Source organism: Lysinibacillus parviboronicapiens (genome assembly GCF_003049605.2).
Lineage (GTDB): Bacteria > Bacillota > Bacilli > Bacillales_A > Planococcaceae > Lysinibacillus > Lysinibacillus parviboronicapiens.
On record NZ_CP073713.1, the window covers coordinates 3,675,860 to 3,696,875 of the forward strand.

The 21,016-nt window shown below is 37.3% G+C and carries 16 protein-coding genes; 5 read left to right on the top strand and 11 right to left on the bottom strand.

All coding sequences use genetic code 11. From position 1 onward, the window contains the following. Nucleotides 1–16 precede the first annotated feature (16 nt). The 5 genes from trmB to pepV all read right to left on the bottom strand — a co-directional run bounded on the left by trmB (nucleotide 17) and on the right by pepV (nucleotide 5,155). A complete protein-coding gene (gene trmB / locus C9J31_RS17745) occupies nucleotides 17–664 on the bottom strand; it encodes a tRNA (guanosine(46)-N7)-methyltransferase TrmB (protein WP_107923356.1) in 648 nt (215 codons plus the stop codon). A gap of 100 nt (nucleotides 665–764) precedes the next feature. Next, nucleotides 765–1,691, bottom strand: a complete 927-nt coding sequence (locus C9J31_RS17750; protein WP_107951296.1) for a diacylglycerol/lipid kinase family protein — start codon at nucleotides 1,689–1,691, stop codon at nucleotides 765–767. 3 nt (nucleotides 1,692–1,694) lie between these two features. Next, nucleotides 1,695–2,705, bottom strand: coding sequence for a nuclease-related domain-containing protein (locus C9J31_RS17755; RefSeq protein ID WP_107951297.1), 1,011 nt, complete (start codon nucleotides 2,703–2,705; stop codon nucleotides 1,695–1,697). Between the two features lie 162 nt (nucleotides 2,706–2,867). Next, entirely contained in the window at nucleotides 2,868–3,722 is an 855-nt protein-coding gene (dat, locus tag C9J31_RS17760) for a D-amino-acid transaminase (RefSeq protein ID WP_107951298.1), read from the bottom strand. Nucleotides 3,723–3,748: 26 nt separating this feature from the next. Next, nucleotides 3,749–5,155 carry a dipeptidase PepV gene (pepV, locus tag C9J31_RS17765; RefSeq protein ID WP_107951299.1) on the bottom strand — a complete coding sequence of 469 codons (1,407 nt, stop codon included), beginning with the start codon at nucleotides 5,153–5,155 and terminating at the stop codon, nucleotides 3,749–3,751. A gap of 354 nt (nucleotides 5,156–5,509) precedes the next feature. On the opposite strand from pepV, the gene C9J31_RS17770 reads away from it, so the two are divergent. Both C9J31_RS17770 and C9J31_RS17775 read left to right on the top strand, forming a co-directional pair. Continuing rightward, nucleotides 5,510–5,731 (top strand): DeoR family transcriptional regulator, encoded by a 222-nt coding sequence (locus C9J31_RS17770; protein ID WP_010860244.1) that lies wholly within the window; start codon nucleotides 5,510–5,512, stop codon nucleotides 5,729–5,731. A 140-nt stretch (nucleotides 5,732–5,871) separates the two neighbouring features. Beyond that, entirely contained in the window at nucleotides 5,872–7,047 is a 1,176-nt protein-coding gene (locus tag C9J31_RS17775) for an MDR family MFS transporter (RefSeq protein ID WP_107951300.1), read from the top strand. Nucleotides 7,048–7,214: 167 nt separating this feature from the next. Here C9J31_RS17775 and C9J31_RS17780 read toward each other — a convergent pair whose 3' ends face one another. The 4 genes from C9J31_RS17780 to asnB form a co-directional block, all read right to left on the bottom strand. Beyond that, a complete protein-coding gene (locus C9J31_RS17780) occupies nucleotides 7,215–8,720 on the bottom strand; it encodes a GGDEF domain-containing protein (protein WP_107951301.1) in 1,506 nt (501 codons plus the stop codon). A 169-nt stretch (nucleotides 8,721–8,889) separates the two neighbouring features. Continuing rightward, nucleotides 8,890–9,603 (bottom strand): pseudouridine synthase, encoded by a 714-nt coding sequence (locus C9J31_RS17785; protein WP_107951302.1) that lies wholly within the window; start codon nucleotides 9,601–9,603, stop codon nucleotides 8,890–8,892. Between the two features lie 8 nt (nucleotides 9,604–9,611). Continuing rightward, nucleotides 9,612–11,225, bottom strand: coding sequence for a putative polysaccharide biosynthesis protein (locus C9J31_RS17790; RefSeq protein WP_107923350.1), 1,614 nt, complete (start codon nucleotides 11,223–11,225; stop codon nucleotides 9,612–9,614). A 226-nt stretch (nucleotides 11,226–11,451) separates the two neighbouring features. Beyond that, complete coding sequence (gene asnB / locus C9J31_RS17795; protein WP_107951303.1) at nucleotides 11,452–13,299, bottom strand: asparagine synthase (glutamine-hydrolyzing); 1,848 nt, start codon at nucleotides 13,297–13,299, stop codon at nucleotides 11,452–11,454. Between the two features lie 318 nt (nucleotides 13,300–13,617). On the opposite strand from asnB, the gene C9J31_RS17800 reads away from it, so the two are divergent. Then, on the top strand, nucleotides 13,618–14,868 hold the full coding sequence (locus C9J31_RS17800; protein ID WP_107951304.1) for a BaiN/RdsA family NAD(P)/FAD-dependent oxidoreductase: 1,251 nt from the start codon (nucleotides 13,618–13,620) through the stop codon (nucleotides 14,866–14,868). A 393-nt stretch (nucleotides 14,869–15,261) separates the two neighbouring features. Here C9J31_RS17800 and C9J31_RS17805 read toward each other — a convergent pair whose 3' ends face one another. Both C9J31_RS17805 and C9J31_RS17810 read right to left on the bottom strand, forming a co-directional pair. Then, nucleotides 15,262–15,954, bottom strand: a complete 693-nt coding sequence (locus tag C9J31_RS17805; protein ID WP_107951305.1) for an AIM24 family protein — start codon at nucleotides 15,952–15,954, stop codon at nucleotides 15,262–15,264. 425 nt (nucleotides 15,955–16,379) lie between these two features. Continuing rightward, nucleotides 16,380–17,651 carry an L-lactate MFS transporter gene (locus tag C9J31_RS17810; protein WP_107923346.1) on the bottom strand — a complete coding sequence of 424 codons (1,272 nt, stop codon included), beginning with the start codon at nucleotides 17,649–17,651 and terminating at the stop codon, nucleotides 16,380–16,382. A 949-nt stretch (nucleotides 17,652–18,600) separates the two neighbouring features. On the opposite strand from C9J31_RS17810, the gene C9J31_RS17815 reads away from it, so the two are divergent. Continuing rightward, on the top strand, nucleotides 18,601–20,091 hold the full coding sequence (locus tag C9J31_RS17815; protein ID WP_107951317.1) for an ATP-binding protein: 1,491 nt from the start codon (nucleotides 18,601–18,603) through the stop codon (nucleotides 20,089–20,091). Next, complete coding sequence (locus tag C9J31_RS17820) at nucleotides 20,084–20,752, top strand: response regulator (RefSeq protein ID WP_107951306.1); 669 nt, start codon at nucleotides 20,084–20,086, stop codon at nucleotides 20,750–20,752. The genes C9J31_RS17815 and C9J31_RS17820 overlap by 8 nt, the downstream gene beginning before the upstream one ends. The last annotated feature ends 264 nt before the right edge of the window (nucleotides 20,753–21,016 follow it).

The window sequence follows — 21,016 nt, forward strand, 5'->3', positions numbered from 1 at the left end:
TACTCCCCCTAGAAAACTATTTTGTGATGAACTGTGATTCTAGACGATAAATTGGTTGCCCCTTTGCAGAAAACTTCTGCTCATATTCTGTCATAATATTATCCTCAGGCATATTCGCATGTAGGTCGAGTGATACATACTTCAATAACATGCCATATTCAGACATACTAATTAACGAATACTCAAACAAGCCACGGTTGTCCGTTTTGAAATGGACCTCCCCATTATCAACTAAAATCGACTCATATAATTTCAAAAAACCCTCATGCGTTAAACGACGCTTTGCATGGCGAAGTTTTGGCCAAGGATCTGAGAAATTCAAATACACGCGTTCTACATCGTTTTTCTCGAAAAATTTATATAAATCCGCACCATTTACTTTTAATAAACGTAAATTTGCTGGAGATTTAGCCTCTAAGATATTTTCTAATGCACAAACTATCACACTATCATAAAGCTCTATACCAATATAATTGATACTTGGGTTTTGTAAGGCCATCCCTGTCACAAATTGCCCTTTTCCTGTACCAACCTCAATATGTAGCGGATTGTCATTGCCAAAAACAGCTTGCCAATTTCCTTTAAAGTCTTCAGGATTTGGAATGATCACCTCTGGATGACTTGTAATCATTTCCTCTGCCCAAGGCTTATTTCTTAATCTCAATGTTCTTCCTCATTTCCTTCTAGGTAATTATTTAATGATTTTTTATAGTATAACGTAAAACCATCAATTTCGCATAAAATTATTGCAAAATGACGTTTCTTCATTTATCCATAATCTTCCATGCGCGCTGTTTTACTGTACAATGAATAATCGTCTCCTGCTCAATTTCACCAATATAGTTTCCATCCGCATGACTATCAATCTTGTCAGAGTCCACGATAATCTCAAAGTGATTGTTTTGCAAAAAAGTAATTTCTTTAAAACTAGTATGCTTTTCGAAAAAAACAGTCGCAAAAACAAGCAATAATTTCAAACGTGAAATACCGTAAACAATCGTCACTTCAATTTTTCCATCATCGGGTTTTGACATAGGTGAAATTTTCATGCCGCCACCAAAATAGGGCTGATTACTCATGGCGACAAACCATGCCTCCTTGAAATACCACTCTTGATCGTTTGTTCGTACTGTCACATTAAAACGCTCAAAACTAAATAACCCTCTCACAACAGCTACAGCATAGGAGAGTTTACCAAGCCCAATTTTATTGAGATAATATTTAAGTCGTGACTTATTAATCTGCTTCGTAACATATGCATCGAAGCCAATACCTGCATTATTTACAAATAGCTTATTTTGCATTGTTCCAAGCTGAATCATTCCTACATCCATCGAAATTCCTATTAATTCATTCCGTAAATAACTCTCAATTTGTTTAGCATTTCGAAATATCGGAAAATATCGTGCGAAATCATTCCCTGAGCCCGCGCGTACAACTCCTACGACAATAAGGTCATTATGTACAACACCACTGACAACTTCATGAATCGTGCCATCCCCGCCTACAATGACAATGAGCTTTTTGGTTTGTGTACCATGTGCCCATTGCCTTGCAATTTCAAGTCCGTGCCCTTCATATTTTGTAAAGGCAACTTCATAGTTCATGGTTAAATGCTGTTGAAGACGGCGCCAAACTTTCTTTCCTTTCCCATTCCCAGCAGCCTCATTTACAATAAATAATACAACCATATATTAATCCTCAGTTGATGGCTGCGATGTTTGTTGCCAAATATCACGGTTAAAGGACGTCGTTTGCACATTATTTAAAATCGTTTGTGCAGCGCGTATTTGCATATGCTTCATAGGAGAGGAAACCTTTTTCAACTGCTGCATCCATTCCCCATAATTGCGGTGATCCACAAACTGTATGCTAAAGGATGATCCCGGATAATCGAAATAGCCATTACGTGTTAACACAACTTTTCGAATAGGCATATCTATGTTGTCTTGCTTAAATAACTGTGTTAAAACCGATTCCATGCGGCTTAAATTGATCATAGGATTGAGTATTTTAAAATCCTTTGTGCCAACCTTTTTCACCCAAAATCTTTCGCTACTGCCTACATACACTGCTTGATTATCAGCTTCAAGCACTGTAATACAAATACATTCTGTTGGTGACATTAAAACAACATCAAGTTCAATTGGTGCTTTGCGCACCTGTAAAATAGGATAATAGAACACTAAATAATTATCCGGTAAATTTTGCAATAAAGTGCGTAATAATGAGTCTCGCATAAATCGAGGATCGACATACGATTTTTCTCGCAAAGTTGAGCTCGCCCACTTCATTTGGAAATGGAAAAATTGATCGATGAACATCCGCTTCAATTCGTGTATAGACTGCGGCGCATACACTATCTTAGGTTCAAATGTTAACGTCGTTTCCTCTTCTGGAATTATATCCTCTTCATTCACAAAATCATTCGTTACCTCTAGCTGCTCAATATCTTCTTTGATGTCTTCCTTCTGACGACCAGCAAAAATCTTTTTAATTAACGAAAAGCGCACTTTTTCCTCAAATGGCTCATTTTCTGAATCATTGTCGACATGCTGCCACTCACTAATCTCTTCTCCCGACTCCCATTGACGTCTAACACGTTCCCATTGGTTTTTTTTTAACCGTACAAATTGTGTTGGATATCTAGCTAAATCAATTTGATAACGCGAAACATAATCTTGTATCTTTACTAATTGTGCCATTTTAAGGTCACTCCAATCTTACTGCCCATGTAAATCATCATCTTTTTTTATTTTACATGACGTTTCAGGAGAAAACATCCATATTTTGTTCTATAAAAAAGAACTACCCTAAAACCTTGGTTGACAATCAAGGTTTGAGTAGCCCTTTTTAACGACATATTTTTATTTCGCTTCGATTGAAATTGGTAATTTTGCCTCAAATGCTTTTTGTAGCTTGCGTGTCCATTCACCAGGAACACCAGCACCAATTTTATGACCATCTACATCAATTACTGGAGTCACTTCTGAAGATACAGATGATACAATGATTTCATCCATAGTTAATAAGTCGCCTTTTGTCATCGGCTCTTCAATTACTGGTAAACCAATTTCTGCTGCACATTTTAAAATAACTTGACGTGTAATACCGTTTAAGATGTAGTTATTTGCTGGGTGCGTATAAAGTTTACCATCTTTAATACCATAAACATTCGCAGATGAACATTCAGTTACCGTATCACCACGATGTAAGATTGCTTCGTAGCAACCTTTTTCAGATGCTTCTTGTTTCGCAAGTACAGCGCCAAGTAAATTTAATGATTTGATGTCACAACGTAACCAACGGATATCTTCCACTAATGTTGCTTTTACACCTTTTTCGAAATTTTCGATTGAACGCTCGCCAGCTTTCACATTACCTGTTAGTACAGCTGGTACACTCGCATCCGGGAAGATATGGTTACGAGAATTGGTACCACGAGTAATTTGAAAGTACACATGACCTGTGTCTAAATTATTTTTTTCAATTAAATCGTGCAATAATTTGTGTAAAACGTCTTTAGTATAAGGAATGACAAGACGAATTTTTTCGGCACTGGCATAGAAACGATCAATGTGCTCTTGTGCTGTAAACATATTTCCGTTATATACTTTGATTACTTCATAAATGCCGTCACCAAACTGGTAACCACGGTCTTCTGGTGATACTACAATAGTTCCTTCTTCAACGATTTGATCATTCAATAATGAGTATGCCATGTCCATTCATCCTTTTCATTTTTCAGTTATTTTTGCCCTGCAAGTTCAACAATTGCTTCTGCATAGATAGCTGCAGCTTTCACTAAGTTTTCTACAATAACGTATTCATCCGCACGATGCGCTACATCTGGCTCGCCAGGGAATAGCATACCGAATGCCACGCCTTTTTTCATTACGCGCGCATACGTGCCGCCACCAGTAGATAGCAGTGGGGTTTCATAATCACCAGTATGTCGTCGATAGACACCTGCTAACGCTTGAATTAATGGATCATCTTCACTCACAAAATGAGGTTTTGAGTCATCCTGAATATCCAGTGAAAACCCTTGTTCGGCAGCTAAGCGTTGAGCTTCTGTCATTTTTTCATCAAATGGATACGTTACAGAGTAGCGCATACTGATGACTATGTTGCTACCTTTGGTCACATCATAGCTTACTATACCTGGATTTAATGTCGTTTTACCGGACATATCGTCCTCAAACTGTAAGGCAAGGGCGTGGCCATAATGGTCATGATGAAATACATTGGTCACAAAGTCAACAAATTGCTTACTTACCTCTGTTGTCAGCTCTTGTTGTAAAAATGCTGCAAGATAAACAGCCGCATTGCCGCCTTTTTCAGGTTCCATTGCATGAGCTGCTTTCCCTTTGATAGTTATTATATAGCGAGAACCATCCATTAATAAAGAGCCTTCTAGCTGATTTTTACTTAAAAATGTTTGAAAATTCTGTTCCAATTGTGAAGAAACTAAGTGAATTGTTGCTTCTGCATAATCTGGTACCATATTTGGGCGCTTCCCTGCATTAAATAGTAGTAGTTGCTCTTTTGTTGCATCCCCCATTTTATTTTGAGAGAACCCAAGCTCTGCAATGCCCTTTTCTGCATTAATGAGCGGGAAATCTGCATCCGGTGCAAAACCGATTGTTGGCATTTCCTCTTGTTTAAAATAGTGGTCGACACAGCGGAAGCCTGTCTCTTCATCCGTCCCAATAATCATACGTATACGTTTGTTTAGTTGAACGCCTGCATCTTTTACTAGCTTCATTGCCATCCAAGCTGCGATTGTTGGACCTTTATCGTCAATTGCACCACGAGCAAATAGCTTACCATCCACAACCGTTCCACTAAAAGGTGGGTATGTCCAGTTCGCTTCATCGCCAACTGGCACAACATCTACATGACATAAGATACCGAGTAAATCCTCACCCTGACCCATTTGTATATGTCCAGCATAATTATCAACATTTTTTGTTTCTAGACCTTCAGATTGACCTTTTGCTAATAACCATTCAAGTGCATTTAGCGGACCTTCACCAAAAGGTACTTCGGTCGTTATTGTCGTTTCATCCAGTACACTATTAATTTGCACAAGCTCCTGTAGCTCTTGTACTAACTCATCTTGTCTTTCTTTTGCAGCCTGTAACCAATCCATGACATGCACCTCCTCCAATATAATAAGATTATTCTACTCTTTACACCAAAAATTACAATCAATTGGCTAATGATCCTTTATATATTTATCTAACACTACCACATATAGCATCTATTGCACTAATTCCCACAAAATACAGTATAAACTTTGTGTATGATTTGTAAATTTCAATCGTATTCACTAGAAAAACAGCTAGTTTTTTTATATAATGAAGTTATCAGAATAATCGTTCTGAACATAAAAATTAGAAAAGGGGATGTCTAAGGCAGCAACTTAAGAGCCTAAGTGCACTCCGCACATATTGTCGTCCGCTAGTCTTTGCCAAGAGAATTAAGATGAAGGAGTGGTTCATTTATGAAACCAACTACTGATCGAATGCTTAATCGTATTAAAGACGTGTACATGTTTATTTTAGACAAAGGAACCGTGTCTACACAGGATTTAGTCGAAGAGTTTAGCATCACTCCTCGCACCGTTCAAAGAGATTTGAACGTGTTAGCCTTTAACGATTTGGTGATGAGTCCAAGTCGAGGCAAATGGACAACGACGAGTAAAAAAGTAAAAATGACGTCTTAGTTTTTACGCCTAAAGCGTAAAGCATTTTTGTATGAGAAAAAGAATGACCTTTCGTCGGGGTCATTCTTTTTTTGCTATTTACAGTATCTTTACAATCCGTTACACTCGTAACATTCTACATGTTGAGAGGAGGATTTTGTATGAAACTTTCCAAGCTGTTTCACCCACTTGTTTGGATTATTTTAGGCGGGACTGTTTTTACGCGCATTGCAAGCTTTATGGCGATGCCTTTTTTAGCTATTTATCTACATAATGAAATTGACGCAACACCCTTACAGATTGGTCTGACAATCGGAATTGCTCCATTAATTTCCACTGTAGGGGGATTCTTCGGCGGTTATTTGACAGATCGTTTCGGTAGAAAAAGTGTTATCTTGCTGACGATTCTCGTATGGAGCATCGTTTTCTTCGGCTTTGCAACTGCTCATACCATTTGGCTCTTTGTCGTATTAAACGCTTTGAATGGTCTATGTCGTTCATTTTTCGAGCCTTCAACACAAGCACTGATGATTGACTTCACACCGGCAGACAAACGAAAAAGATTATTTTCGTTGCGCTATACCGCTATCAATATTGCCGCAGTAATTGGTCCAATTATTGGAGTATATATCGCGCAACTATCTAGTCCTAGCATCCCGTTTATACTGACAGGTGCCATGTACATCATTTATGCCATATTTTTATTTTTCGTGTTAAATCGCTATGAAATGCAGCAACAAAAAGCAACAACACCAACAAAAATCCTACAAACCTTCACGATTCTCTTAACAAATCGTGTGCTGCTGAGCTTCATTGCTGGTGCGATATTAATAAATATTGGTTACTCTCAATTTGATTCAACGCTTCCTCAACTAATCGAACTAAAAATTGAGGATGGAGCTAAACTCTATTCCTTACTTATTTCATTGAATGCAGCGGTGGTCTTATTACTTCAATTACCAATTAGTATCCTGTCAGAGCGTTTTTCATCGAGAGCAACACTGCTTGTAGGTATCTTGTTCTTTGCAGTAGGTCTTATACTGTTTGGCCTATCAAATACTTATCCACTCTTTATAATAGCGATGATATTATTTACAATCGGTGAAATTTTTGCATTCCCTACAATGAATGTCATGATTGACGAAATTGCCCCCGATACACAAAAGGCAACTTATTTAGGCGCTTCACAATTTAAAAATTTAGGTGGTTTTATAGGCCCGATTATTGGTGGTTGGCTACTCACTCATTATCTAGATGCTATGTATATTGTGATTGCTATCCTTGTTCTATGTGGTTCTTTGTTTTACAAAGCGAAATCTGGGCAATCTACCTTATAAATATTGCAAAAAAATTCGCTCACAATCCGCAGGCATACTGTGAGATTTTACTTGGCTCACTGCCGACCGGATTAAGCGAATTTTTTATAATACATCAGTAAGTTGCGTTAACATGCTAATACCAACATTGATAAATCTGCTGACACTTTGTCTGTCATGTAGGATTATTATTGCCCTACAGCGACTTCGTTATATTTTGAGTATTGGTCTTTCCCTGCTTTCTTTGATTGATATAGTGCTTTATCTGCCCTTTCAAATAAGCTTATTTCAGATTCATTCATTTCTTCACAAGTGGCTCCCCCCATACTAACTGACAGAACAGACCAACTTTGCATTTTAACATCTTCGAATTTGATTTGCCGAATTTTCTCCAAAATAGAATTTGCTAATTGTTCCAATTGATTTTCTTTCGTATCGTATAACACAATGGCAAACTCATCACCACCAAACCTTACAACGAAACCTTTACTTTTTACCTCTTGATTTAAAATTTTTGCTGTTTCAATAAGTATCCTATCACCTTCTGCATGGCCGAATTGATCATTCACTTGCTTAAAATTATCTAAATCAATTAGTAGCAAACCTGGTTTATTCGTTTTTCTTTTTTTCAATATGCTGTCCATCTTGCTAATATAGGTGGCACGATTATACACACTCGTTAGTGGGTCATAAGTTGCTAATTGAATGGTTTTTGACAGCAAACGATTAATAACCAATAGTAAGATAAGGGAGGTAATTAACGCGATCATAAGTAGTAGCCAAAACTGCTTCGTATTTTTCGCTAGCGCCACTAATTCCGTACGGTTATCATATTTCACATAGACTACCCTTCTTGTTGATTCTCCTCGCTCTGTCTCAGCTTCATATGGTAAAAAACGATAAGTCTCAATATAACCATTCTCTAACTTTATTTGGTATTCAGTCGGCTTCATCGTTTGTTTAGCAAGCTTAAAATGTTGCTGAAATGTTGTCGATTGATTTTCCACAGTAATTCGTGCAGATTGTGAGTAATCAAAAAAAATACCTCCAGCATTAATTGTTTGTACTTCCAATAAATCATTATATTTTTCTACTAAATAGTGTGCGGTTTTTTCAAAATTGAATGTTCGATATACGGGGAACTCATTTAATTGAATGCCTAATTCTAGTAAATATTTTTTGTCAGGCGTTGCTAAGTAGCTAAATTTGCGATATTCCCCTGTTGTCGTGGAAACATCAATACCATCTGTGTAAAATTCTCCACTCTCTCTTCGTTCGTCCAATAAAGCAGAAAAGCGCTTACAACAAGTCAAAAAATCCAATCCTTTATCTTGTTTAAATGTCGTGTAAATGACGGTATTGGTTTGATCTAATATGTATATATCCATGCCATGTTGTTTTTTCATTTGCTGTAAATCCCATGTAGCGATGTTTGGATTTTTTTCATAATATATAGCCAATGCTTGCAACTCTTGTTCCATCTTATCAGAGATATTATTGTCAAAATACAAATGTGCATTATCTACGGATTGCATATCAGTAAGAATATGATTTTCAATTAACGTTCGATTAATGGCTTGCTGTTGTTCAATATCTGCCACTAGAATCTCCCTGTTGACGTAAGAAATAACGACAACAAGTATTAGTGCAAAGGCAATTAAAGACAGTAATAATTTTAAACGCAGTTTATTCATTCACTTACCCTCTAGTCATTTTCCTATCATTTTTTCTGAACATTGAACTTGTATCTTACCCTAGATTACATAAAAACCTTTTATTGATATATCATATTATACAGTTATTGGGATAAATATGTATATAAAAATTCCCCGATACTATATATGAATAGCACCGAGGATTTGTTTAATCTGCATTTTGTAAGGAAGCTAATTCTTCAATAGTTAGCTCACGATATGCACCTAATTCTAGGCTGTCATCTAACTTTAAGCTGCCTATTGACAGGCGTTTTAAGTATGTGACACGTTTACCAACCGCTTCAAACATACGTTTCACCTGATGGAATTTGCCTTCTTGAATCGTTAACTCTATTTCTGATTGTTGAGCTGACTTTAAAATAACGAGCTCGCCAGGTTTTGTTATATAGCCATCGTCTAGCTCCACTCCCCGTGCGAATGCCTCACCATCAGACTCTGTGACAATACCTTCTATAAGTGCATAATAGACCTTTGGTACATGTTTTTTAGGAGATAATAAATTATGAGCTAAAACACCGTCATTTGTCAGCAATAATAAACCTTCCGTATCTTTGTCTAAACGACCAACTGGAAATGGTTGAAAATGTTGATGTAATGGCTCTAATAAATCAATCACTGTTTCATCACGTAAATCTTCCGTCGCAGAAATAACCCCTGGCGGCTTATTCATCATATAGTAAACAAACTCTGTGTATAGAACACGTTCACCAAAAACAGAAACGTCCTGCTTTTCTGGATCAACATGCATTGCCGCATCCTTTACATACGTGCCATCTACTGACACAGCCTTTTGCTTCAGGAGCTGCTTCACTTCCTTACGTGAGCCGTAGCCCATATTTGCCAGTAACTTATCTAAACGCATAGTTCCTCCTATTTTAAGCCCAGTTTGCTTGTAATACGTGTCAATCGTTCACCAAGAAGTTTTTGTGCTAAGCCAATTCGTAACGATAAAAAACCATAAACAGAAATACCCACTGTAGCACAAATTACAGAATAAACTAACGCTGAGAATTTTCCGTCAACAGGTCCCATTATAAGCTCTAAAAGTTTATGAACGATTAAGACACTTACCGCCATCGCCACTGTTAAAAGAGAAATTAGTAGGACACGACGTACTACCATTTCTGATTTATAGTTAAGCGTTTTCTTTAGTACTAAAATATTGATAACAATAGATGCACTATAACCAATTGCTGTTGCCAGGATTGCACCATCCGCCTCCAGCCAACGAATCAGTGGAATGTTGAGTGCGAGCTTTACAAAAATACCTGAAAGTAAACTGAAGACAATCCACTTTTGAAAGTTGATCCCTTGTAAAAGGGCTGCAGTTACTTGGAACAACGCAAACAAAATAGCGACAGGAGCATAGTGAGCTAAAATATTTGCCCCCATTTCACTTTCCGAATAAAGCATAAAGTAAATTTCATTTGCTAATAATGAGATACCAACAACTGCTGGTAATGTAATGAAGATTAATAATTGATATGTTTTATCCATCGCATGGCGTAACGATAAATACTCACCCTGTGTAAAGTATTTTGTAATCGTTGGCACTAAAGCCATAGAAAAACCAGTGGCAAGCATAACGGGAATAATGACAACCTTATGCGTTGTAAAGTTAATCATAGATAAGTATTTGTCTGTCACTTCTGCTAAGCCAATTGAAGCCATTGCTCCATTAAAAGTTAACATATCAACGAGCTGAAATAATGGGTTAGCTACTCCAACAAATACCATTGGAATCGAATACGTAATCACTTCTTTATAAATATCCGTCATCGGGAGTTGCGTAGAAGTTACACTTTGACTGCGCAGCATATTAAATTCCGGCTGATATTTTTTCCAGTAATAATACAGCACGATTAAGCCACCGATTGCCCCAATAAATGCTGCAAATACTGCAAAGGAAATCGCAGTTTGCGGTTTTCCATTAAAAACAACTACAACTAAGAACGAACCACCTAATAATACGACAATTCGAACAATTTGCTCCACTAATTGTGACACTGCCGTCGGTTGCATTTTGTCATAACCTTGAAAGAAGCCACGCCATAAACTCATGAACGGTACAACAATTAGCGCAAAGCTGACCCAGCGAATGACAGATGCAATTTGCTCGACTGAAAATGCCTGTTCGTCACTTTTTATAACAAGCCCCGCAATAGGCGTTGCCAGTAAAAAGAGTGCAATAAATGAAACAAAACCTGTTATCAGCATTATAAGTATGCCCGACTTCATGAGCTTACGACCTGATTGATAATCACCCATTGCATTGTATTTAGAAACAAACTTGGATACAGCGATAGGCGCACCCGAGATGGCTACAGCCAGCATGATCGAGTAGGGAATGTATGCATATTGATACAGCGCGATGTTTTCCTCACCAACAATCGCATAAAACGGAAAAATATAAATTAATCCGAGAACCTTTGATAAAAACATCCCCATTGTTAATATCGCGGTACCTTTCATTAAATTGGACATCTTATCCATCCATTCATTGTAAAATCAAACTTTTTTGTGAACTATAAATATATTTTCCAAGACAAAATAAATAAACCACCTGTTATCTTAACATATTTATAGGAAAACAGACGCATAAATACATCGAAATATTTTCACAAGGCACTATCTTAAGCAGATAGCCTTATTTGCTAAAAAAATAGCGGTTCAAAAAATCATGCCGACTTTTTGAACAGCTACTTCTCTATTACATATCCACGAAAAATTGTTTATACCACACTAAGAATACATAAGCTGTCCAGATATAACGACCACGATTAGCTTTCCCCTCGTAGTGCTCATCTAAATAACCAACTAATTGCTTAGTATCGAAAAATTCATTGGCAAAGTCAGTAGTAAACATGTCTTTCACCATATTGTAGTATTTTTCCTCACGTAACCAGTGACGTATTGGTACTGGGAATCCAAGCTTTGGACGTTTTGCCCATTCCTCAGGTAGTTCCTGATGCGCTGCTTGTCGAAGAACATATTTCGTATCTATATCATTTACTCGATATCTGGATGGAATATTTTTCGCCAATTCCATAACTTCTTTATCTAAAAATGGTACACGTAATTCAATGGAATGCGCCATACTCATTTTATCAGCCTTTAATAAAATATCCCCAGGCATCCAAAGATTTAAATCTAAATACTGCATTTTTGTAACATCATCGTCACCTGGTACTTCGTCATAAATTCGTTTTGTAATAGTTTGGACAGATGGGCCATTTTTGTAATCAGATTTTAAGACGTTTAATGCATCATCCTCATCCCAAACGACCGCTTCCCCAATGAAGCGCTCCTCCACTGATTGACCACCTTTTACAAGGAAATGTGTATACTGGTTTTTCGGTAGCATCTCTGCCACACCACGTAACGCTTTACGAATCCCAAAAGGAACTTTTTCGTACTGTTGCATTCTGCCTGAATTTTGGTACCAAGAGTAACCACCAAAAATCTCATCTGCACCTTCGCCTGAAAGTACAACTGTTACGTCCTTCGCTGCTAGTTCGGATAGGAAGTAAAGCGGTACAGAAGATGGGTTTGATTGTGGTTCGTCCATATGCCATTGGATTTTCGGCAATGCTGCAAAACATTCATCCGCAGAAATATACTTACGTTCGTTTTGAATGTTTAATGTATCCGATAAATCTTTTGCTAAGTTTGTTTCATTGAACATATCTTCATAATCAGAAAATCCAACAGAAAAAGACTTATCTGGACGTAGTAATGCTGTAATATAACTAGAGTCAATCCCACCTGATAGGAAAGAACCAACTTTCACATCGCTAATTTGATGCGCTTCTACAGATTCTTTCACGGTTGTGCGAATGTCTTCTACATATTTTTCAATCGGCGCGTCTTTTGCATGGAATTTTTTATCCCAATATTGCACAATTTGCTTTTGACCATTTTTAATAAGCATATAGTGTGCAGGTGGTAACTTGTACACACCTTTAAAGAATGTTTCATCCATTGAAGAATACTGGAATGTTAAATAAGGGCGTAAGGCATTTTTATTTAATTCCTTCTTGAATGCTGGGTGTGGTAAAAACGCTTTTATCTCTGATCCGAAAATAAATGTGCCATCCGTCGTGTTTTCTGAATAGTACAATGGTTTAATACCAAAGCCATCACGAGCGATGAATTGCAAATCATTCTCTTTATCCCAAATACAGAATGCGAACATACCGCGAAGTTGTTTTACAAAATCAACGCCATACTCAACATATCCGTAAATAATTACTTCACTATCAGATTGTGTTTTAAACGTGTGACCTTTTGAAATAAGATCTGCACGAAGATCTTGGAAGTTAAAAATTTCCCCATTAAATACTAGTACGATATTGCCATCCGCACTATATAGTGGCTGATTTGCCACATCTGATAAGTCGATAATGCTTAAACGACGGAAGCCCAACGTTACTTTATCGTCACTATGAATACCACCGCTATCTGGACCACGGTGAATAATAGTATTCATCATATTTTCAATTGTTTGGTGATGATCAATCACATTTGTTCCATTAATATATCCTATAAATCCGCACATCTATTTTTTCACCTCATAATTTAGTGCATAACCTCTATCATCATAGCACGAAAAAGCGTTCATTTCATGCTGTCATTGCCGATAAAGTGAAATTTTAATCGCTGGGGATTTCTCCACCGATTATTCGTTAAACCAATCGGGTACTTACGGGCGCTTATTTTTTCGTATTCATTTAGAATAACTTTACACACGTAAGTACAAGATAAAAAATTATAAAACACTTTCGTTTAATTTACAATGGAAATAAGCCACCCTCTATATAGACTTCATGTATAATAGGAAAGATTCCTAAAATGAAAAGAAAGTGAGTTCACATATATGTATGATGTTATCGTAATTGGTGGTGGGCCTTCTGGTTTAATGGCTGCCATTGCCGCTGGAGAGCGTAAAAAGAAAGTATTACTACTTGAAAAAGGAACAAAGCTCGGCAAAAAATTGGCCATTTCTGGCGGTGGCCGTTGTAATGTCACGAACCGACTCCCTGTAGAAGAAATCGTTAAACATATTCCTGGAAATGGTCGTTTTTTATATAGTCCATTCACTGTTTATAATAATGAAGATATAATTGCCTTTTTTGAAGAGCTAGGTGTTGCATTAAAGGAAGAGGATCATGGGCGTATGTTCCCTGTCTCTAATCGCGCACAAGACGTGGTGGATGCCCTTATTCGAAGAATGCAACGTCTACACATTGAGGTGCGTCTAAACACACCTGTCAGCAAACTACTGATGGACGATGAAAAAATACTTGGTGTCCGCCTAGTAGAAGGCACTGAAATACGCTGTAAATCGGTTGTCGTGGCAGTTGGTGGTAAAGCGGTGCCTCAAACAGGGTCGACTGGAGATGGCTACCCATGGGCCGAGCGTGCAGGACACACGGTGACAACTTTATTCCCAACAGAGGTGCCCGTCTTATCGAAGGAAGATTTTATTCAAAATCGTGAACTCCAGGGACTAGCTTTACGCGATGTTGCCGTTTCAGTGCTCAATAAAAAAGGCAAAACGCTCGTTACCCATCAAATGGACATGCTCTTTACACATTTTGGACTAAGTGGACCGGCAGTCTTACGTTGTAGCCAATTTGTCGTTAAGGAACTTATGAAAACAGGCTATGAACCTGTTACAATGCGTATTCAAACACTTGTTGATGATAATGAGGAAACCTGTCTGCAATATTTAAACAAGCTTGTGAAAGAAGATCCAAAAAAATCAGTGAAAAATGTTTGGAAAGGGCTTGCCCCTGAACGTTGGTTACTATTTTTATGTGCGCATGCCGATATCGATGTACAATTGACTGGTATGGAACTATCGCAAGAAAAAATGCGTAACTTGGCACGACTTCTCGTCAACTTCACCATGACTGTTAGCGGCACCCAATCCTTAGAAAAAGCATTCGTTACTGGTGGTGGCGTATCCGTGAAAGAAATCGAACCGAAAACAATGGCCTCTAAGAAAAAAACAGGGTTATTCTTCTGCGGAGAAATTCTAGATATTCACGGCTATACAGGTGGCTATAATATTACGTCTGCTCTAGTTACGGGACGTATAGCAGGCATGAACGCAGCATTATAATGTCACGTAATTTACTACTGAACAAGCAACTGAATAACCGTCATTGCTAGATAACACTCATTTAAATAAAAGCATGTCCAGATTTACGGAAACGCTTTAGACTATCGACAAAGTCAAAAAAACATTGGGCCTATCTACAGTATTTTTTATTTTACAATAACTTTAGATTAAACCCGTTGATTTCCTTTACGGGCGGACTTTCCGCGGGCGAGGCCGAGCTGCTACCCTCGCTTCGCTTAGTCCAGATTCTCGACTTCCCGCTTTTCCCGCAGACTCACCATGCTTCGTTCGAAACGAGTATGTCATATTACTGGTTTCTAAACATAAAAAATGACAAAAGACATCGAGAGTGAACTTCTCGATGTCTTTTGTCTAAAATACGGACACGTTCAATTAACTTTCACCCGTAGTATAGACTTCTTCAAATGGTTGAATAATGACAAAGCCTTCGCCAGAGAATGCCATTTGAATGGATTCACCACTTCCACGCCCGATAAACGTCCGGAAGCTAATATCTGTTTTAAATTCAGGTGTTAAATTGCCGGACCATGCTACTGTAGCATGTGGGTCAGTATACACTGTTTCACCTGGTTTCACTAATAGGGTTAGTGGTTCGAAATGGGTTGTAATCGCTACTTTCCCTCTTCCTTGTAATGTTACATTAAATAATCCACCTGACATTATTCCTGCCATTTTACGCATCAAATGAATATCCCATTCGATACTCGGCTCAAACGCAAGTAAATCATTACCATTTACACAAATGCTTTCGTTTTGCAAATCAAAGATTGTAACTTTTTTACCTTGATCGGCTAAATACAGACGACCACGGCCTTTTGCTTTCATCAATTGCGTGCCTTCGCCTGTTAAGGCCTTTTTAAACATTTTGCCGAGCCCGTGCTCCATAACACGCTCACGCTCAAACTTAATATCTCCTATGTAAGAGATCATTGCCCCCATCTTCGACCAAACTTCACCATCTAAATTAACTTCTAATACACGTTCTGTTTCTAACTCAAAATAATCGTTGACGTTGTCATCTTGTTGCGTTTTGTTAACAAAGTCGTTTAATGAAAATTTGCCCATATCATTACCCCTCCTTTATTACTCTATATACGTTCAACCTGTTGAAAAGATTCAACCTTTAAGGCATCAGTCAGCCAAAATAATTACTAAGCCTCGGCATACCTTTGCTTCAAACGTATCTGGATGGATATTTACTTCTTAGAGTAGGCCATGAATGGACCCCATTTATGTTAACACCTTATACTTTCCCATTACTTTTCTCTGTATTGCTACGTTCACAATAATATCGTAGCAAAATTTCTCTTTTAGTAACGAAATCACTTTATTTTCCATAATGTTGTTGACATCAATCAGTCACTGTTATATGTTAGACGAAGATTAATCAAGTGTTGTATAACAACTGCTACAAAAAAAACCGCATCAGCGTCATGTGCGAAATGACACTAATACGGTCTATACGTTCAAATGCGAATTGAAAGTATTAATTATTGTGTAGCGGAGACGTCTCCAACATTTTGTGATGCAGCTTTTAAGGCTGTACGTTTGCGTACATCTGCACGTAAAGTAAGTGAAATAATGAATGAAATTGCAATTAAACCTGCAAATACATAGAATACTGGAATGTAACTTCCATACGCATTTTTAATTGTGCTCACTAGAAGTGGACCAAAGATCCCACCTAATGACCATGTTGTTAATAAGTAACCGTGTATAACCCCCAGTTGTTTCGTACCAAACAAATCACTTGCGAATGCTGGTAAGTTAGAGAAGCCACCACCATAACAACTAACAACTAAGAAAATAAGTGCTTGGAAAATAATAACGTTTGTCGTATGTGGTAACACAATAAATGTAATTAATTGTGCCGTAAAGAAAATAACAAAGACATTCGAACGACCAATATAGTCAGACACAGCAGCCCAAATTAAACGGCCGCCACCATTAAATAACCCCATAACTCCTACCATTGCTGCGGCACCCGCAACTGATAAACCAACAATTTCCTGTGCCATCGGAGATGCAACAGAAATCATCATAATACCTGCAGTTACATTCACTAAATGCATTGACCATAGCATCCAGAAATGCTTCGTTTTCACTGCTTCTCGTGCTGTCATGACAGCTAAATCTTGTTTCACCACACCTTTGCCCTTTTCAACTGCTGCTTTCATGTTGGCAGGCATATAACCAGGTTTCGGTGGTGCGATATATAAAGCCCCTAAAATCATTAACGTGAAGTAACTTGCTCCTAAAATAAAGTAAGTTGTCGAAATGCCAACTGCTTCCATTAAGTTTGCTGCGACTGGTGCTGTAATAAGTGCACCTGATCCAAACCCTAACACAGCCATACCTGTTGCTAGACCACGACGGTCTGGGAACCATTTTACTAATGTTGATACAGGCGCAATATAACCAATACCCATACCTAATCCACTAAGTAAACCATATGTTAACCAGTACAATGTTACAGAATCCATTGAAATAGCGACACCTGCTCCAGCTTGTCCTGCCCCAAATAACACTGCTGCTACCATAGCTGATTTACGTGGACCCATTTTTTCTACTAAGCTACCAAATAACGCTGCTGAAAAACCAGCAAGCCCCATCATAATGGTAAAGGCAACTGTTACTTTCGTTTCGCTCCATCCCATTTCTGTGACGATTGGTAGCTTGTATACACTGTATGCATAAGCTCCACCGATCGAAAGGTGAATAGCGATTGCAGATAATGCAATTAACCATCTATTTTTATTCATAAATTCTCATTTCTCCCCTCTTTTGCTACCTGTGAAGATTTTATGAACTTCCATGTAAAACAATTTACCACTTAGAATTATTCAAATGCAAGATGTTTTTCTAAAAAATATTATTTCTCCAAAAAGTTTTTTGAAAAAATCTATATATTTTTCATCCCTCAATCCTTACAGCGCCTAAGTAAAAAGCCGTTTATAGAACGAATTCCACAACATTTTTTAGCTAATATTATTTTTCTACTCTATTATCCAAATATATATAAATTATTTTGACATAATTAAATTTGTGCATATTTTCACATATCACTGCCATTCTTTTCATGCTCTATTATTTCCTTTTAGCAGTGATATATATAAAATCTCCTTTTTAAAGAAAGCTGTCATTATTCATCATCCAGAAATTTTGAGAATGAAAGAGAAATTTAAAAACTTTAATAAGCAAAATTTCTTTGCGCAAAAAGATTCAATAAAAGCTTATAAACATTAAATAATTCCTTTTAATGTATGAAATAGTAAAAATATAAAAATAATCTTTTGTATATTTTACCCTTCTTACTAAAATGCATATTATTTTTTATTATTCAAATATATATTTTTCTAACATGCAATGTTTGTTAATTCCTTGTAAATAAAACATAATATACCGATATCTATAAACCTTTCCAATAAGACTATTAAAGTAACAATTGTTATAGTACACAAGTGAAATAAGTACAAAATAGCCGATATTGTATTACAACAAGCTATTCATTTATGGTAATTTATAATAGAATGAAGTTCCTAGTTTAACTCCAATAGCAAGTAAAGAGGAAAAGAGGTGTTGAATTTAATAGAAGGAAGGCTATCTTGCTTTTCCTTTTACATTCCCATGAAAAATATTTCATTACGCCTAAAGATGTTTATCTTTTCGTTCATTATAGTCATCTCTTCGATTGCCACCAGTGGGGCAATTATGATTCATAATCTTGCCGGTGCTTTTGAAAAAGAATTTGGTGCACGTGCAATCGCTATCGCGAGAACCGTCTCACAACTAACAGAGGTTCAAAATAATGTGGGGAAACGCGAAGGTTTTGAAATCATTCAGCCGATTGCTGAACGTATTCGCTTAACAACTGATGTCGATTATATTGTTATCATCGATATGAATCGAATTCGTTACTCACATCCGTCTGAGAGTAAGCTCGGTACAGTATTTGAAGGTGGGGACGAAATAGAAGCCTTTTCGCAGCATGAATACATATCAAAGGCGCGCGGCGTACTGGGTTACTCCATTCGTGCGTTCGTACCGATTATGAATGAAGAAGGCACAAAACAAGTTGGTGTCATTACAGTTGGCCTACTTGCTCCAAAATGGTATAACCTGCTAGATGAATATCAACTTGATATTTTAGTCTCTCTTTTTTGGGGTTTAGCGATAGGATTAGGGGGTTCTGTTTGGGTAGCCAATCATTTAAAACGCCAAACATTTAACTTAGAACCTTATGAAATCGCTCGGCTTGTGGAAGAACGCTCCGGCATTATTCAAGCAATGGATATTGGGATATTAGCAACTGACGAAAGTGGAAATGTCACGTTTATTAACAGATTAGCAAGGCAGTACACGCATTTCTTTGGCCAGAAGGTTACCCGTAAAACTTTATTTAAAGATACATGGCTTGCAGAGGATACTATTCAGCAACACGAAGTATACCGCCCTCTCCTAATATTCGAACAAATGTATTTAGTACGCACATTCCCAATTCGTATTTTGGAGCAAAATGCAGGCTATCTCATTATGCTCACAGATCGAAAAGAAGCTAATATGTTAGCCGAAGAGTTAACTGGCATTAAAATCCTCGTTGATTCTTTACGTGCACAGCAGCATGAATACATGAATCGACTCCATAGTATTGCTGGACTAATTCAGCTCGAACGTAATGAAGATGCTTTAAGTCTCATTATTGATGAAATAACAGATGAAGAGGAAATCATTCGTAGCTTACATGACAAAATACACGACTATTCCATTCAAGGTTTATTGCTTGGCAAATATTCGAGGTCTAAAGAACTCAGTGTAGAGTTAACAATTGATGAGGATTCTAACCTTGTTGATTTTATGAGTGGCTTTTCAAGTGGCGATATGGTAACAATCATTGGTAATCTCTTGGACAATGCAATGGAGGCCTGTCTCGAAAGTACTCATAAGGATGTTCATATAACGATAATCGGTGATAAGCACCATTTATATATAGAAGTACAGGACAGTGGGAAAGGCATTGAAGGTTTGCCACAACGTATTTTTGATTACGGCTTTAGTACGAAGAAAAAAGAAGGGCATGGTATTGGACTTGCACTTGTTAAACAAATTGTGGAATCTAACAAAGGAACGATCCAAGTCGAATCTACTGCCCATATTGGTACAGTAATTACTATTATAGTGGGGGTGGCTGAAGAAAATGAGTAATCTTTCAGTTTTTATCGTAGAAGATGATCCAATGGTGCTTGAAGTGAATAAAGGATTTCTGAATAAAATAAATGGTTTTCAGCTTGTAGGTGAATCAGTCAATGGACGTGATGCTTATGAAAAAATTATTTCAAAAAAGCCAAATCTGATATTACTCGATATGTTTTTACCAGATATGACAGGCATGGAATTATTTCTAAAGCTTCGTGCAGAGCGTATTCCATCAGATATTATTATGATTACAGCAGCTAGAGACTCACCAACGGTACAAGAATCTCTCCGACTTGGTGCAATCGATTACCTTATTAAACCTTTCCGTTTTGAACGCTTTGAAAAAGCATTGCAACAATATAAAAACTCTACAAAAAAGTTACTAAATACGCATGCTGTAAACCAAGAGGATATCGATAAATTGCTGGGTATTCAGCAGGAATCTTTTGAATTACCAAAAGGCTTAAACAATATTACGATGCAACAAATATTAGATTATCTAATGGCACATAGAGCTTCGATTACTTCTGAACAACTTGCTCAAAATGTCGGAATGGCCAGAGTAACAGTTCGTAAATACTTAGACTTTTTAGCCACAAAGGGTACTGTGAATATTGAATTAAAATATGGTTCAGTAGGTAGACCAACAAAATACTATTCTATTAAATAATTTGTCTAGGTGACCAATTGTCCTTCAAGCATTAGCAATAGAAATAACAAGAATCTGTTCGTTTCCACGGATAAGCTACAAGCCTCAGTAGGCGCTCCAGCGTCACGGGGTCTTCCCTGCTTTTTTCCCAAAGAAATGTCGCAGATTCTTTACTTTTTTACAGCAAAAAATTCATGAGGGCTAACTAATAGCTAGCCCAACTGTGTTATAACAGTTTTTTAAAATAGTAAATTGTTGTATACCATAAAAACCAAAATGTCCATT

Bases quoted from the DNA above. Each gene is read 5' to 3' on its own strand.
- C9J31_RS17750 (WP_107951296.1), bottom strand. From the start codon at position 1,691: ATGGTTGTATTATTTATTGTAAATGAGGCTGCTGGGAATGGGAAAGGA.
- C9J31_RS17755 (WP_107951297.1), bottom strand. From the start codon at position 2,705: ATGGCACAATTAGTAAAGATACAAGATTATGTTTCGCGTTATCAAATT.
- dat (WP_107951298.1), bottom strand. From the start codon at position 3,722: ATGGCATACTCATTATTGAATGATCAAATCGTTGAAGAAGGAACTATT.
- pepV (WP_107951299.1), bottom strand. From the start codon at position 5,155: ATGGATTGGTTACAGGCTGCAAAAGAAAGACAAGATGAGTTAGTACAA.
- C9J31_RS17770 (WP_010860244.1), top strand. From the start codon at position 5,510: ATGAAACCAACTACTGATCGAATGCTTAATCGTATTAAAGACGTGTAC.
- C9J31_RS17775 (WP_107951300.1), top strand. From the start codon at position 5,872: ATGAAACTTTCCAAGCTGTTTCACCCACTTGTTTGGATTATTTTAGGC.
- C9J31_RS17780 (WP_107951301.1), bottom strand. From the start codon at position 8,720: ATGAATAAACTGCGTTTAAAATTATTACTGTCTTTAATTGCCTTTGCA.
- C9J31_RS17785 (WP_107951302.1), bottom strand. From the start codon at position 9,603: ATGCGTTTAGATAAGTTACTGGCAAATATGGGCTACGGCTCACGTAAG.
- C9J31_RS17790 (WP_107923350.1), bottom strand. From the start codon at position 11,225: ATGTCCAATTTAATGAAAGGTACCGCGATATTAACAATGGGGATGTTT.
- asnB (WP_107951303.1), bottom strand. From the start codon at position 13,299: ATGTGCGGATTTATAGGATATATTAATGGAACAAATGTGATTGATCAT.
- C9J31_RS17800 (WP_107951304.1), top strand. From the start codon at position 13,618: ATGTATGATGTTATCGTAATTGGTGGTGGGCCTTCTGGTTTAATGGCT.
- C9J31_RS17805 (WP_107951305.1), bottom strand. From the start codon at position 15,954: ATGGGCAAATTTTCATTAAACGACTTTGTTAACAAAACGCAACAAGAT.
- C9J31_RS17810 (WP_107923346.1), bottom strand. From the start codon at position 17,651: ATGAATAAAAATAGATGGTTAATTGCATTATCTGCAATCGCTATTCAC.
- C9J31_RS17815 (WP_107951317.1), top strand. From the start codon at position 18,601: ATGATTCATAATCTTGCCGGTGCTTTTGAAAAAGAATTTGGTGCACGT.
- C9J31_RS17820 (WP_107951306.1), top strand. From the start codon at position 20,084: ATGAGTAATCTTTCAGTTTTTATCGTAGAAGATGATCCAATGGTGCTT.